The organism is Aureibaculum luteum (assembly GCF_003449015.1).
In the GTDB taxonomy this organism is placed as follows: Bacteria; Bacteroidota; Bacteroidia; order Flavobacteriales; family Flavobacteriaceae; genus Aureibaculum; species Aureibaculum luteum.
Genome location: NZ_QRGD01000002.1, coordinates 16,828 through 33,332, shown reverse-complemented (window position 1 = coordinate 33,332; position 16,505 = coordinate 16,828). Strand labels below are relative to the sequence as shown.

Below are 16,505 nucleotides of genomic sequence, written 5' to 3'. Positions count from 1 at the left end.
TAATGAAAACAAATCAACCCATACAAAAGCAAAGCCTTGTTCTTCTAGTCTTAGGTCTATTTCTTGTAATTTTATTTCCTTGGTCCAAATTACAAGCCCAACAAATTGACCCCGACTATATTTCCATTGGTGATGGCTTAACTTCTCCCACTGTAAAAGATATTTTCCAGGATAGCTTCGGACTGATTTGGTTTGCCACCAGTAATGGCTTGCAAAAATATGACGGTTATACTTTTGAAACATTTAAAAATATCCCCGGAAAACCCCATAGTTTGGCAAACAATAATCTTTGGAGTGTTGTTGAAGATGACCAACATAATCTTTGGATAGGGACTGATAATGGTATTTCTAAATTAGATAGGGTTAAAAAAACCTTTACAAACTACGATTTTACTACACTATTTAACCTCCCTCCAGGAATTAGTGCCGTTTTTAATATCTATATTGATTCTCAAAAAACGATATGGGCAGCAACAAGATCAGCAGAACTTGTCTATTATGATATAAATAATGATACATGGAAACCCGCCGAATATAATACACCTAATGCATCTGAAGGTCTTGTAACCTATAATATTGTCTTTGCAATAACTGAAGATGACAATGGAGGACATTGGACTGGTTCCTTTACCTACGGTTTAATGCATCGTGCTAAGAATGAAACCAAATTTAAACCTATCATTTTTGAAGATACTGAAACGGTTGATTTTACTAGTAATGAAAATGGTATTACTGCCTTATTTGTTGATAGCGATAACATCGTTTGGATAACAGCTAGAAATGGAGTTTACAAGTATGATCCGAAAAAAAATAAGTTAAAAACCCTAAAAACGTATAGTGAAAATCAAGTTGATCTTTGGAATCATTTGAATGATATTATGCAAGATAATGAGGGTAATATTTGGATAGCCAATAACTATCGTGGTATCTTAAAGTTTAATGGTATTTCAGATGAATTTCATGTTACTCCGATAAACGGGGTATATGAAGCCAAAGGAATAGGAATGAGTGTCACTTTTTCACATTTCATAATTGATAAAAGTGGAATTTTTTGGATGGGCAGTATTAACAAAGGAATTTTAACATACAACCCTGAAAGCAAACCTTTTATACACTACACCCATCAGCAAGGTAATGATCAAAGCATCAGTATGAATGGTGTTTTTGGGTTACTTTCTTCTAAAATAAATCCGAACATCCTCTATGTTGGTACCAGAGGTGAAGGTCTAAATATTTTTAATGCAAAGAATCAAACCTTCAAACAAGTAAAATACAAAGCAATAAACGATACGTATGGTGGTGCCGTCCGCAGTATTGGTGAACTTTCTGATGGTTCTGTCTATTTGGGTTCTTGGGGAGATGGTCTTATTGAATTAGATAAAAATTGGAACGAGAAAAGACGATTTGTTTATGACGATAAAGATGACAATAGTATTTCAAACGATCAGGTTCGAGTTTTAAAAACAGATGCAAAAAACAACTTATGGGTAGGTACCAATAATGGACTGAATTATTTTGATACTAAAAAAGGTCTTTTTACGCGGATTATCAGTAAAAGCACACAAAGCTATCCTAACGAACTTCTTGAAAATATTAATAACTGGAGCAAAACTGATAAAGCCGTTGCCAAATTTTTAGCGGTAACCGATGATCAAAATCTTAGTCAATCTTTTAATGTAACCGAAGCTGGTAGTTACCTTATCGCCTCTATAGGCGAAGGAGATATAATGAGTATGGCTGATTACGGTTTTTTACTAAATGCCGCTAAAGATACAGTGTGGATTTCAAATAATTTTCATAGTACTAAATATGCAGGTGGTTCTATGAAAAACAGAATTGAAATGCAACAAATTGAACTAGAACCTGGTACTTATGAACTTAACTACCATTCTGATGATAGCCATAGCTTCGGTATTTGGAATGAAGATGCACCAACTAAAACTGAATTATACGGTGCAATTCTTATCCATTTAAATACTGCTGACAAAACGTTGGTCGAAACGCTTTTAAAGAAGGATTCGGGCCAAATGGTTATCAACGGAAATAATATCATGTCCATGAAACTTACTGATAAATTTCTTTGGGTGGGTTCAGCTTCGGGAGGACTTAATAAAATTAACCTTAAAGACAATTCCGTCACATCATATCACGTAGATTCCAATTCAGAAAACACCATAATTAGTAATGCTATCTTTGGTATTGATATCGATAAAAACGGATTTGTTTGGATTGCTACCGACGCGGGTTTAAACAAATTAGACCCTACAACTGAAATTTTTACACATTATGATGAGACCGATGGCTTACCCACAAATTTATTAGAATCCGTAGTTATTGGAAAGAATGGCGAAATGTGGATTTCGACCCAAAACGGATTGTCACAAATGGTCACTAGTAAAACAATGGGTAAAGTCACTTTTATAAACTATAGTTCAGAAGATGGACTCGGTGGCGATGCCTTTATATCGCAAGCAGGTATTGTAACACCAGAAGGTAGGTTTTACTTTGGTGGCGAACATGGCCTAAATTCCGTTAGTAAAATAAAAACGAATGATGTTCCTCCAAATTTGATTTTATCTAATCTTTTTATTTCTAATCAATCGGTCTATGATATGGGCGAAGCTTCCCCGCTTAAAACTAATTTGCTCACCACCGATACCATAACAATGAGACATGATCAAAATAATTTGAGTTTTGAATTTGCAGCCTTACATTATGCCAATCCTAAAAAAAATCAATATGCACATATGCTCAAAGGCTATGATAACGATTGGATTTATGACAATCGAAACTACGCGTCATATACCAATCTTGACCCAGGCGATTATGAATTTATTATCCGTGCTTCTAATGCTTATGGTGTTTGGAATGAAGAAGGAAAATCAATATTTATAAGCATTGAGTCTCCTTGGTATAAAACCTGGTGGGCCTATGGCTTATATGCTATTTTAACAGGTTCAATATTTTATGCTGTTCATCGATTGCAACGTAGAAAATTAATCTTAAAAGAAAGACAACGTTCCCACCTTCGAGAAATGGAACTCCGAACCGAGGCTGCAGAATCGGATGCCAAAGCCTTGCAGGCCGAGAACGAACAGAAAAAAAATGTGGAAATGTTGAGCGAAATCGGTAAAAACATAACGTCCTCACTAGACTTAGATGATATTTTTCACAAGTTATACGAGCATGTCAATGAATTAGCGGATGCCTCCATTTTTGGAGTAGGAATTTATCATCCTGAAAATAATAAAATAGAGTATCGTATGGCTATGGAGAAAGGAAAGGCTTATCCAGTCTACTTTAGGGATACCACTGATAAAAATCAATTTCCAGTTTGGTGTATTGAAAATCAAAAACCTATCTTTATTAATGATGTACAAACCGAGTATGAAAATTATATTGAATACTATAAAGAACCTGAAAAAGTCTTTAAAGATGGTACTAAGACCGAAGAGCCTGAGTCTATTATCTATTTACCTTTAATCTCTAAAAAACGAGTACTTGGGGTAATTACGATCCAAAGCTTTGAGAAAAACGCCTATACAAACTACCATTTAAATCTGTTACAAAATTTAGCATCTTATACCGCCATTGCCCTTGATAATGCAGATGCTTACACTGCGTTAAAAGCTACGCAATCGCAATTGATACAATCCGAAAAAATGGCAAGTTTAGGAGAGCTAACTGCTGGTATAGCACATGAAATTCAAAACCCGTTAAACTTTGTAAATAATTTCTCTGAAGTGAGTAACGAGCTCATTGATGAAATGAACGCAGAAATTGAAAAAGGAGAATTTGAAGAAGCTAAAGATATAGCCAAAGATATTAAGCAAAATCTTGAAAAAATAAACCATCATGGTAAACGTGCAGATGCTATCGTTAAAAGTATGTTGCAGCACAGTCGCAGTAGTAATGGAACAAAAGAGCCTACAGATATTAATGCCTTGACGGATGAATATTTACGACTGGCTTATCATGGTTTACGGGCTAAAGATAAATCCTTTAATGCGAAAATGGTGACTAATTTTGATGAGACATTAGAAAAAGTGCAGGTAATCGCTCAGGATATTGGGAGGGTAATTTTAAATTTAATAACCAATGGATTTTATGCAGTAGATGAAAAAAAGAAATCAGGTATTAAAAATTATGACCCCACGGTTTCCGTTTCTACGAAACAACTCAAAGACCAAGTTATTATAACTGTTAAAGACAATGGTAATGGTATTCCAAAACACCTACTAGACAAAATTTATCAGCCTTTTTTCACCACTAAACCCACAGGACAAGGAACTGGATTGGGTCTGAGTATGAGTTATGATATTGTTGTTGCACATGGAGGTGAATTGAAAGTTGAAACCAAAGAAGGTGAAGGCTCAAAATTTTCTATTATATTTAACAATACAATCACCAATACCATATGAAAATACGTCAAATGATATTGAATTTAATACTGATTTGCTTTACAATTGCAACAAGCAGTGCTCAGGATATTCAGCCGATCCATTTGGCTAAGATTGACAGTTTACAAAATCTTGTGGAATCTCATCCCCAAAATGACCAAGAAAAAGTACGACTCTTAAATGAATATGCTAGATCTTGCTTTCACAGTTTAGAACACAAACAAGGCTTTATTGCAACACGCGAAGCACGGTTACTTTCCGAACAACTAAATTTCAAAGGGGGCGAAATTATGTATTACCTAACCTTATCGGAATACTTTGGCTCTGGCGATTTGGCAAATTATTATCGGAAACAGGCCGAATGGCTATCAAAAACCCCTGACCAACAATTAGGAAAATATTATGTATCGCTTCAAAACAAAGATTATAACTTGGGGAATGATTGGGAAAATCTAAAACGTAAATCTACTGATTTACTGCACTACTTCGAAAATCTTGATGACAAAGAAATACAAGCCTCTATTTTGTCGAACATTGGCTATTTCAATTATAGGATTGGCAATTTTGAGGAAGCGTTACATAATCAGGAGAAAGCTATTACGCTCTATAAGGATTTGGGGCAAACCTATCCTGCCTTTCAAACTTCTTCAGATAAAATGTATAGTTTGAAAAGCTTGGAACAGGAAGATGATATTAAAAAATTGGAAACAGAATTAGTTGAATTTATTACCCAAAATAAAAATGAAAGCACATATGGATTAATCACAGCAGCTATGGCCAATGGATATAGTGGTTCTGGCAGATATGGACTTGCAATAGAATACTACCTAAAAAGTATTTCAATATTTGAGCAAAATGGTGATGTTAGCATGCTCGCTGATACCTATGAAAATATAGGAACTGCATATAGAAATATTGTAATGTACGATAAGGCAGCTGTCATCTATGAAAAATTAATCCCGCTCTTAAAACAACAAAATGATACTGATAACATTTTCGATATCTATAGCCAAGCTTCTTTCTCAAATTACTACATAAAAAATTATGACAAAGCACGTGAATATATGGCACTGTCCCTTCAGGTAGCCAACGAACAGATAAAAGAATATTATCTGGCTCGCCAATATAGTCTTGAGGGTCAAATACTAAAAGATGGAAAACAATATTCAGCGGCTATCCCCTATTTACAAAAAGCATTGGCAAGTTATATGGAATTGGGTAAAAAAAATGGAAATCCTTTTATGGCCATGTATACTGCTGAATGCTATCAGCAAATGGGAGATTACAAAAAGGCATTAGAACATACATTACTTGGCTTACAAATGGAAAAGGAAACAAACTTACCCAGAACAAAAGTAGAAAGCGAAATAAGTTTGATGTTATCTGAAATATATGAAAAACTTGGGCAAAATGATAAAGCGTTTCAATACCTCAAAAGATATGAAGAAATTAGAGCTGAAAATGACAAATTAGATGCAGCCAATCGACTGGCAGATGCTGAAATAAATGATATTCTAGAAAAAAGTCAACGAAAAATTGATGCAGCAGAACAAGAAAACCTGTTGGCAGATCAAGCTAATAAAGTTCAAAAAATTTGGATCTTTAGCATTACTGGAGCACTTTTATCAGCCTTATTACTAAGTTTTATCCTTTTTAGAAATAACAAAAACAAACAAAAAGCAAATAAAATTCTCAGTAAACAAAAAGAAGAAATCCAAACGACATTGAAAAAATTAGAAGCCACACAATCGCAATTGATACAATCCGAAAAAATGGCAAGTTTAGGTGAACTGACTGCTGGTATTGCACATGAAATCCAAAACCCATTAAATTTTGTAAATAATTTTAGTGAAGTGAGTTCAGAGTTAGTTGATGAAATGAACGAGGAACTAGAAAAGGGCGATTTAGACGAGGCCAAATTTATCGCCAAAGACATTAAAGAAAATCTTGAAAAAATAAACCATCATGGCAAACGTGCTGATGGAATCGTAAAAGGAATGTTACAGCATAGCCGAAAAAGCACGGCTATAAAAGAACCCACAGATGTCAATAAACTCGCCGACGAATATTTACGCTTGGCCTATCACGGTCTCCGTGCAAAAGACAAAACTTTTAATGCTACCTTAGTAACCAATTTTGATGACAGCATTAGTCGCATAGACCTAATACCTCAAGATATAGGTCGCGTAATCTTAAATTTAATCACCAATGCATTTTATACTGTGGATGAAAAAAAGAAATCAGGCATAGCAAACTATGAGCCCAAGGTTTCTGTTTCCACAAAACAGCTTAATAACCAAATTGTTATCACTGTAAAAGACAATGGTAATGGCATTCCAAAACACGTACTAGATAAAATTTATCAGCCTTTTTTCACCACTAAACCCACGGGTCAAGGCACTGGATTGGGTCTGAGTATGAGTTATGATATTGTAGTTGCTCACGGAGGCGAATTGAAAGTGGAGACCAAAGCAGGTGAAGGCTCAAAATTTTCTGTTATATTTACAAATACAATACCCTTATCCAAATGAAAACCAACCTATTAATGAAACATTATATTTTTCTTTTGTGCCTGGTCTTTGGCCTGTTCCTCATTTCATGTCAAAAAAACAGCAAATCAAAAACAGAAACCACTATTGGCGATTATAAGACTCCCGAAACTATACCGCTAGTATTTACAGAACCAGAGCCTTTCGAATGGGAAACCATAACGAATGACACCTTAACAATCCCTGTAACCTATTCTTTGGATGTTGATGCACTGCCTAGTAAACCATTTGAATTAAATACATTCAAACCACTGAAATCTCCAATGAAGGAATATGATTTGGATTGGGACAATGTATCTTCGGAAAAATTAAAACTTGATTCCGTTCCTTTTACCGTAACAAAATCGGCAATAAAAAAGCCTACCATTACTAAAATGAAGACTCCTGCTATTATGGAAGGCACCCATACCAACCTAATGCAGCTCTCCGTAAATGAAGGTTTACCAGCTAATGAAATTTCCTCTATGGTAGAAACTGAAGATGGTAATATTTGGATAGCCTCATCTTCTACAACGGGCTCTTTAACACTTTATGATGGTGAAAATGCATTTGCCTATGATTACACTTCAGTTTATGGGATGACCTTTGATAAACAGGGAAGACTTTGGTTGACTACCGTTCAAAACGGTATTTATGTGTTGGATTTTAAGAATGATATAGAATACGTAATCACACCTTCAGTAGCCAATTTTATAGGGGTAGATATTCTTTGTGACTATACTGGAACCCTTTATTTTGTTTCTTACGGAGACGGAATTTTTAAAGTGGATGCTGAAATGAAAAATTTACAGAAATTAGAAATTGCTAGTACACAATTTGCGTTCACTCTTTTTGAGGACAGCCAAAATAATATATGGCTTAGTACTGATGATGGTCTTGCCATGTTGGATAAAGAAAGAGAGTCTCTTAAAAAAATGCCAAGCAATCCAAATAATAATTTAAATGCTTTTGTTTTTGATATGACAGAGGATAAAACAGGGAATATATGGATATGTCAAATAGTACCACCTTCTCCTGATTCTAAAACCACTACATATGAGGTGTTACAAGTATCCTTAAAAAATAAAAAAATAACTGTGCTTTCTGCGGAAAATGGCTATAACATACAAGGACGGGAGATAGAAGAAGATAATCAGGGTAATTTTTGGATAGCTGGAACAAAGGAAATTTTTATTTTAAGTAACGATAAAAAAAGTTCCAAAACTGTAGGTGTAAATAGTAATATGACTGGCGACCAAAAGAGGACTCGCTCCCTAAAGAGAAAAGATGGTTCGCTATGGTTCGGAACTGTCGATAAAGGTGTAATTATAGCAAACGACTTCACCTTAAAAACAGAATATTTTGATGACTCCAGTGGCCTAATAGATGACGAAGTTTGGGAAATAGAAGAAAACTCCAGAGGAGAAATATGGCTGGGAACTACAAATGGAATTAATATTATTGATCCCAAGAAAAATACTATAAAAGCCCTAAGTCCTGAAAAACTACATGGTACGCCTAATAACCAAATTAGTATTATTAGGGAGTTATCAAAGGATATCTACTATATAAACACTAGGCCTGGCTTTTCTATTTTTGATCGACAAAAGAATAAAATTTCGGTATTTGCTAGAAATGCAAAAGCACCCATTTTTGTAGTATCGATGGCAGTGGTAAATGAGCATACTTTTTTGTTATATACTTCACAAGGTATATTTTTTTATGATATTGAAAACAATAGCTTAAATAAAGTGGTATCAAAGAATGATTCAGATATTTTAAACGCTGAGCGTGGGGCGGTAATGGTTTATAATAAGGAAATACTTTGGATTCCTACGCAAAATGGTTTGGCTAGAGTAAATATAAAAACAAACAACGTTAGTTATCTTAGAGAGGAACAAGGTCTCTGTGATAACAATGCAATGGTAGTTTCCTTTTCAAAAGAAGGTGAGTTATGGGTGGCTACTCTAAACGGAATTTCCATTTTAAATTTAGAAGAAAATACACTTACTAATTTAAAAGAAGAAAATGGTCTGCTACCCTCAGAGATGTATGATCTTATTGAAAGAGATGATATAATGTATGCCGCCAGCGTTAATGGCCTTATCCCTATAGAAAAAGCTACTGTAAAAACTACAAATAATGGGTTCTATAATTTTAATAGTGGTTTAGGTTTTAAGTTGAACGACTATTTACAGAATTCTCCTAAATTTCTAAAAAATGGACAGTTTTGGGCAGGTATTTCCAATTCATCCGATGAATACAAGCTCTTAATTATAGACAATGAACCCAAACCCGATAGCATTGTAAACACTGTTCATATTACTAAAATGTACGTTAGAGATGAAGCTCCAAGGTTTAATGATAAAAACGATTTAGATTCTCTAAATAGTAAAATTTCATCGTTCTCCAACGAAACAAATTTAAAGTGGGATTCCATAAAACAACCCTATAATATTCCATCAGGTCTTGTATTACCCTTTGACCAAAACAGTTTAAGTTTCAGCTATGCAAGTAATAATGTGTTTAATAGAGCCCAATTAACCTATCGTTTTATCCTTGATGGTGAAGATGCCGATTGGACCTATGCAGACACTAAAACAAAAACAAAAAACTATTATAATTTAAAACCTGGTCAATATACATTTAAAGTGGCTGCAAGAAGTTTTAATAAGCAATGGTCAAAGCCAGATGTTTTAACATTTCGTATTAGCCCCCCATGGTGGCAAACCTGGTGGGCTTATTTACTTTTTGGGCTTTTGGCCGTTGGTATTTTAAGAATTTATATTCTTTTTAGAGCAAGGAAATTAACCAATGAAAATAAGCTTTTGGAAGAGAAAGTTAAAGAAAGAACCAATGAGCTAGAAGCTTCCATTGAAGATCTAAAAGCGACACAATCGCAACTGATTCAATCTGAAAAAATGGCAAGTTTAGGTGAACTAACCGCAGGTATAGCTCATGAAATTCAAAACCCATTAAACTTCGTCAATAATTTTTCTGAGATTAATGTAGAACTGATTGATGAAATGCAAGAAGAGTTAAAAGCGGGTAATCCAGAAGAAGCTATTGAGATTTCTAATGATATTAAAGAAAATCAGAAAAAAATAAACCATCATGGTAAGCGTGCAGATTCGATTGTAAAAGGAATGTTAAAGCACAGTCGCAATACCAGTGGAGAAAAAGAACCAACGAATATCAATGCTATTGCCGACGAATATTTACGACTGGCGTATCACGGACTGCGAGCTAAAGACAAATCTTTTAATGCTACTTTAAATACAGATTTTGACGAGTCTATTGGTTTAATTAATGTAGCAGGCCAAGATATGGGTAGAGTAATTTTAAATTTAATTACCAATGCATTACATGCCATCTCCCCCAATTCCAAAACACCTGAGAAAACAGTGAAAGATCCAACGATTTGGATAAGCACAAAAAAAGTAGGAGATCAAGTTATCATAAAAATAAAAGATAATGGTTCAGGAATTCCTAAGGAAATCGTAGACAAAATTTTTCAACCTTTTTTTACTACCAAACCCTCAGGACAAGGAACGGGATTAGGACTGTCTATGAGTTACGATATTGTAAGATCGCATGGTGGCGATCTAAAGGTTGAAAGCCAAGAAGGCGAAGGAACCACCTTTACCATTAGTATTCCAAAATAAAGAACACAGATTAAAGGTATTAATGGATTACACAGTTTACATATAGAAATTATGAATTATGAATTAAAAGCAGTTATCGAATTACAAGATGCACATTTGGCACAGGTTTTAAACTATCTAAAGGCCTACAAACTCGAAGTTGGTTTATTAATCAATTTTGGATCGAAAAGTTTAACATTTAAAAGATATGTATTGTAGTTAGTGAAATCTAACAATCCATTTAATCAGTAATAATAAATCTGAGAAATCAATTTAATCAAATAATAATCAGTGATAAAACCCCTTTAAATTATGAAAATATTAGTAGTTGACGATGAGCACGATGTTAAGACCTTATTTCAACAACGTTTTAGAAAAGAAATTCGCAAAGGTGAACTCGAGTTCGTATTTGCCTTTTCTGGAGAAGAAGCCTTAACTGTATTAGAGAGTATGAAACAGGAAGCCGTTTTAATTCTTTCAGATATTAATATGCCTGGTATGAGTGGACTTGAACTGTTAAAAAAAATTAAAAAGGAATATCTAGCACCACCACCGGTAGTAATGATGATTACCGCTTATGGTGATGAAGAAAATTTTAACACCGCCAAGAGTTTAGGAGCAGACGACTTTTTAACCAAACCAGTTGATTTTAAATTATTAAAAGATAAACTAATAAATAATATCTAATGGCAAAAATACTAGTAGTAGACGATGAGCCGGATTTAGAAACACTAATTAAGCAAAAATTCCGTAAACAGATTCGGCAAAAAGAGTATGAATTTCTATTTGCAATCAATGGTAAAGATGCCCTTGAAAAATTGATTGCGGAACCTGATACGGATATCGTTTTGAGCGACATCAACATGCCCGAAATGGATGGCTTAACCTTATTGACCAAATTGAGTGAATCAAGTCCATTAATTAAATCGGTTATTGTCTCGGCTTATGGTGATATGGATAATATCAGGACTGCCATGAACCGTGGTGCCTTTGACTTTATTACTAAGCCTATTAATTTTGAGGATCTGACGTTAACCATGGAAAAGACCATAAAACATGCGAAACACATTAAGGACACTCTTCAAGCCATTAAAGAAAACAACATTTTAAAAATGTATGTTGACGAAAATGTGCTCAATTTTATGGGAAGCCGTGAGTACGAAAATACGATTATGGCTAATGAAACTATCGAAGCTACCGTCGTTTTTATAGATATCTGTGGGTTTACAAAAATTAGTGAACATGCTCCTGCAGATACCGTAGTTACCATGATTAATTCTTATTTCGACGAAATGGTTAAAGAAATAATGAATCAAGAAGGGTATATCGATAAATTTATTGGCGATGCTATTATGGCGGTCTTTCGAGGAGAATTTCATTTAGACAGAGCTATAGATGCAGCATTGGCAGTACGAAATAAGATAAATAATCTACCAGAAATGGGAGATACCATTAAGTTTAAACCTAAAGTATCTATCGGTATTAAAAGTGGGGAGATGATTTCTGGTAATATAGGCTCCGTAAGTTTAAAAAGATTAGATTATACGGTTATTGGAGATACTGTTAATACCGCCGCACGATTGCAAGATGCCGCCAAGGAAAATCAAATAATTATTTGTGAAACCTGTCACGAGCACATTAAAGAGTCATTTGTTTGCAAATCATTAGGCAGTATAACTGTGAAAAACAAATCAGAAGCAATAACTATTTATGAAGTATTGGAATAAAATAAATGTTAGGTTTAAGTTATAAGGCATAAAAAAAAGTAGCCCAAACGCGAGGTATCGCAATTGAAATAAAAACAATTTAGGAATATGGAAATACCGGAAGCACAGCAAAACCCACCCCAAATTAAAAACAAACACACAGATGATTTAGTAGATCATTATTGGGGAAGCATCAATTATATTTTTAATCTAATTAAGGCCTCCGAAATTAAGGCAGGTTTAATTCTTTCATTCTATGGAATTTTATTCAATTTCATCTACAAAAGCTTTGCAAGTGTTTCAGGTACCGACACGTACCATACCTTTTTATATATTCTCTTAGCACTTTGGCTTATATGTACTATTATTTCTGTGTACTTCTGTATTCGATGCTTTATGCCTAGAATTGAAACGAAGTTTGATAAAAATATTTTCTTTTTTGGTGATGTAATTACCAAATTTGGTGACATTAAACAATTCTCAAAATTGTTTCATGAAATTAGCAAGGATGAAGACCGGTTGTTTGATCAATTAGGACAACAAGTCTATATCAATTCAAAAATTGCTGCCTTAAAATTTAAAAATGTAAATAGAGCATTACGATTTTTAGCCTTAGGGTTGGTATTTCTATTCATTATTATTGCATACTACTATATCGTATTTTCATAATTCTTCATAAAATCATAAATTCTAATCGTGATTTTGTGTTCTGAATTTAACTACTTTTGCAGTGATGGTAAAAGAAATACAGCTCCGGGTAAAGTTAAAAGAAGAAAAAATTGCAGACATTCTTAAAATTAAGGCTGCTCAACAATTAGCAACTGCAGTTAAGCATATTCAAAGTGTCAAGATTTTAAGAAAATCTATCGATGCTCGTAAGCCCACAATTATCACCAATTATAAGGTTGCTGTTTATATAAATGAACCTGCACCTGAGCCTACAATTAAAGCGTTTCATTATAAAGATGTTGCTAATGCAAAACCAATTCACATAATCGGATTCGGTCCCGCAGGTATGTTTGCCGCCTTACGCTGTATTGAATTAGGTTATAAACCTATTGTTTTAGAACGGGGTAAAAAAGTACAAGAACGAAGACGCGATTTAAAAGCCATTAACCAAGACCATTTTGTAGATGAAGATTCAAATTACTGTTTTGGTGAAGGTGGTGCTGGTACCTATTCTGATGGTAAATTATACACCCGAAGTTTAAAACGTGGAAATGTAAGACGCATATTTGAACAGTTTGTATTTCATGGAGCTACAGAGCAAATTCTTATTGATGCTCATCCGCATATAGGTACTAACAAACTACCTAAAATAGTTGAAAATATTAGAGAGGTTATTTTAAAACATGGTGGAGAAATCCATTTTGAAAGTCGCGTTGTTGATTTTGTTATCAAAAACAACAGTCTAAAAGCCATTCGCTTACAGAATGATATTGAAATGGATACCCAAGCTGTTATTTTAGCCACAGGGCATTCTGCTAGAGATATTTACTATTTATTACATAAAAAAGATATTGCCATAGAGGCTAAATCTTTTGCTATGGGTGTTCGCGTGGAACATCCACAACATATTATTGATTCTATTCAATACCATTGCGAAGGTAAAAGAGATGAACTATTACCTGCCGCTCCTTATAGTTTAGTACATCAGGTAAAAGACCGTGGTGTCTATTCTTTTTGTATGTGTCCAGGTGGCTTTATTGTCCCTGCAGCAACCGCCATGGGCGAAGTTGTGGTCAACGGCATGTCTCCTTCCAAACGAAATAATGAATTTGCAAATTCAGGTATCGTTGTAGAAATTGATGTAGAGAAAGACATTCCTTCTTTTAATCAGTTTGGCCAATTAAAAGGCTTAGAATTCCAAAAGAGTTTAGAAAAGTTAGCATTTAATGCAGGAGGTAAAACACAAACTGCACCAGCACAACGATTGACCGATTTTGTAACGGGCAAATTATCTACAGATTTGAATACAACATCCTATCAGCCTGGATTAAAATCAGCTACTTTACACTCACTATTACCAAAAATTATAGGGAGTAGATTACGTACGGGATTTAAAGTTTTTGGCGAAAAAATGAAGGGCTTTTATACCGAAGAAGCTAATGTGGTAGGTGTAGAATCTAGAACGTCTTCTCCTGTAAAAATTCCTAGAAACGAAAATTTAGAGCATCCGCAAGTAGAGGGATTATTTCCCTGTGGCGAAGGTGGTGGTTATGCTGGTGGAATTGTTTCTGCAGCTATGGATGGTGAACGATGTGTGGAAGCGGCAATACAGTCTTTTCAAGAACGAAAATAAGGTGTTCCGTCATTTTTCACAATTCTTTTTAAACTAACAACCATTTTTTCGTTTGGTTTCTTTAGTCAATTTTCCATTTACAATCGAGTTATACTGCTGCAGTATTTATTAGATCGTTTTGATAAATTGAATCAAATAAACGATAAAAATACTAATGGCGAGACCAATACTTACTTTTGCAAAATCTTTAGCGATAAGTTTATAAGAAGTTTTTAATTTCCCTTTATTAAGAAGGTAATTTATTGCTATTTCACGCCCAGCAAGAATACCAATAAAAGTCCAAGTTGTACTCATTGGAACCGAATTATAGTTTCCATATACAAAGAGAATTATTCCATAACAAAGGTCAATTATGGTAGCAGAACGGATGTTTCTAGTATTTACTTTCTGATTCACCATCTCCTGAATTTTACCTCCTCGATTTTTGAAAATATAGGCCATAATGGTCAAGATTACAACTAAGGAACCAAGCAGCTCAAATAGTGATAGTTTCCTTGGTAGAAAAACATAAATATTAGCAAAATCCTGAATGAGCCATTGCGACCATAAAAATGCCGTAGAACCCCATTGAGCAATTATCCAAAACCGCTTTTGATTGGTTTTTTTCAGCTTGTCAATAGAGCTTTTCGATTCAAATCTTTGGGCAATTAATAAATACAGTACAAAGGCTGTAATGACTGAAATACCATAACCATAAACGGATTTTAGCATCATTTTTTCGATAATCTGTTGGCTCGAAAAAACACTAAGAATCATAAATGTAGTACTCACTGGTATTCCAAAACGTGTGATTACCAATAAAGTAATTGGAGCTAATAAATGCCACCACATTAACGTTTCTGGAAGGGAGACTTTATCTAAGCGTTGGTAGGATACATCTCCTCCGTAACTATACCATCCATAAATTAATGTTGCAGATAAAATAGCGGATGCAAATGCCCATAGATATAACCAATGCGTTTTGCTATTAGAAGAGAGAAAAGTACCTAATGTTTGTATAACATCATTTCCAATTACGGCATACGCTGCGAGTAAAAAACCAGTATAAAGTATAAATAATTCCATTATAAATTCAAAGTTGAGTTTGGCATGCTTATTTGTACTCAAATATGATTTCAGATTCAATCATTTTCCACTGAAATCAACTATTCCTTATTTATTATTTCAAAGAATAAAGATACATGGAAACTCAATTGCTTATTTATTTTTAAGTGTTTATTTACAACATGTAAAGCGTGTTTTTATCGTATTAAGGTTTGACTGCCTTTTAATTGATTTTGCTATTTTCTGAAGCTGTGTATGCAAATGAAACGTAGCTTATCCCCTATTCCCTATTTTGAATACGCCCCTGAAGAATAGGTCAATTCATAACTATGGGTATAGATTTCAAAAACAATTCCAAATGGGTCTTCAACATAGCACATTTTAAAGGGCTTATCTTTTGGATAGTATGCTCTAATTGGCATTCTTTGTTTTCCTCCATATGAAACAATTTTATCAATGAGTTCTTCAATGTTTGGATCTTGAACACAGAAATGAAAAAGACCAGTGTTAAAAGGATTAAATTCAGGTGTTTCCTTTATTCCGTTTGGAAAGGAAAATAATTCAATACCAATACCATCTGACGTTGCTAAATGAGCAATTTCAAATTCAGTCCAATACTCTCCGAAAACATCAATACACATCTGACCAATTGCCGTTTCTTTTTCTTTTGTAACCGTTGATGGTTCCATAATTATATACCATCCCATTACTTCTGAATAGAATTTTACCGCTTTATGTATATCAGGAACAGTAATTCCAATATGTGAAAAAGATTTTGGATAATTTTTAATCGTCGTCATAGAATTTAATTTAGATTGCGAAATTAATTTATATTTGCCATATGAGCAATAACTTACCAAAAAGTGATATAGTTACTAAAT

10 protein-coding genes are annotated in these 16,505 nt (G+C 34.1%); 8 read left to right on the top strand and 2 right to left on the bottom strand.

The window, feature by feature from the left end:
- Positions 1-2 precede the first annotated feature (2 nt).
- From D3P13_RS05380 to D3P13_RS05345, 8 genes are all read left to right on the top strand, one after another.
- A complete protein-coding gene (locus D3P13_RS05380; protein WP_198679975.1) occupies positions 3-4,421 on the top strand; it encodes a two-component regulator propeller domain-containing protein in 4,419 nt (1,472 codons plus the stop codon).
- A gap of 11 nt (positions 4,422-4,432) precedes the next feature.
- Positions 4,433-6,931, top strand: a complete 2,499-nt coding sequence (locus tag D3P13_RS05375; RefSeq protein WP_198679974.1) for an ATP-binding protein — start codon at positions 4,433-4,435, stop codon at positions 6,929-6,931.
- A gap of 14 nt (positions 6,932-6,945) precedes the next feature.
- A complete protein-coding gene (locus D3P13_RS05370; RefSeq protein ID WP_198679973.1) occupies positions 6,946-10,593 on the top strand; it encodes a sensor histidine kinase in 3,648 nt (1,215 codons plus the stop codon).
- Positions 10,594-10,644: 51 nt separating this feature from the next.
- Positions 10,645-10,791 (top strand): GxxExxY protein, encoded by a 147-nt coding sequence (locus D3P13_RS05365; RefSeq protein ID WP_198679972.1) that lies wholly within the window; start codon positions 10,645-10,647, stop codon positions 10,789-10,791.
- 93 nt (positions 10,792-10,884) lie between these two features.
- Positions 10,885-11,259, top strand: coding sequence for a response regulator (locus D3P13_RS05360; protein ID WP_117880298.1), 375 nt, complete (start codon positions 10,885-10,887; stop codon positions 11,257-11,259).
- Positions 11,259-12,299, top strand: a complete 1,041-nt coding sequence (locus D3P13_RS05355) for an adenylate/guanylate cyclase domain-containing response regulator (RefSeq protein ID WP_117880297.1) — start codon at positions 11,259-11,261, stop codon at positions 12,297-12,299. The genes D3P13_RS05360 and D3P13_RS05355 overlap by 1 nt, the downstream gene beginning before the upstream one ends.
- An 87-nt stretch (positions 12,300-12,386) precedes the next feature.
- Positions 12,387-12,947, top strand: coding sequence for a Pycsar system effector family protein (locus D3P13_RS05350; protein ID WP_117880296.1), 561 nt, complete (start codon positions 12,387-12,389; stop codon positions 12,945-12,947).
- A 64-nt stretch (positions 12,948-13,011) separates the two neighbouring features.
- On the top strand, positions 13,012-14,580 hold the full coding sequence (locus tag D3P13_RS05345; RefSeq protein ID WP_117880295.1) for an NAD(P)/FAD-dependent oxidoreductase: 1,569 nt from the start codon (positions 13,012-13,014) through the stop codon (positions 14,578-14,580).
- A 108-nt stretch (positions 14,581-14,688) separates the two neighbouring features.
- Here D3P13_RS05345 and D3P13_RS05340 read toward each other — a convergent pair whose 3' ends face one another.
- A complete protein-coding gene (locus tag D3P13_RS05340) occupies positions 14,689-15,645 on the bottom strand; it encodes a hypothetical protein (protein WP_117880294.1) in 957 nt (318 codons plus the stop codon).
- A 266-nt stretch (positions 15,646-15,911) separates the two neighbouring features.
- Entirely contained in the window at positions 15,912-16,424 is a 513-nt protein-coding gene (locus D3P13_RS05335) for a VOC family protein (protein WP_117880293.1), read from the bottom strand.
- Positions 16,425-16,505: the final 81 nt, after the last annotated feature.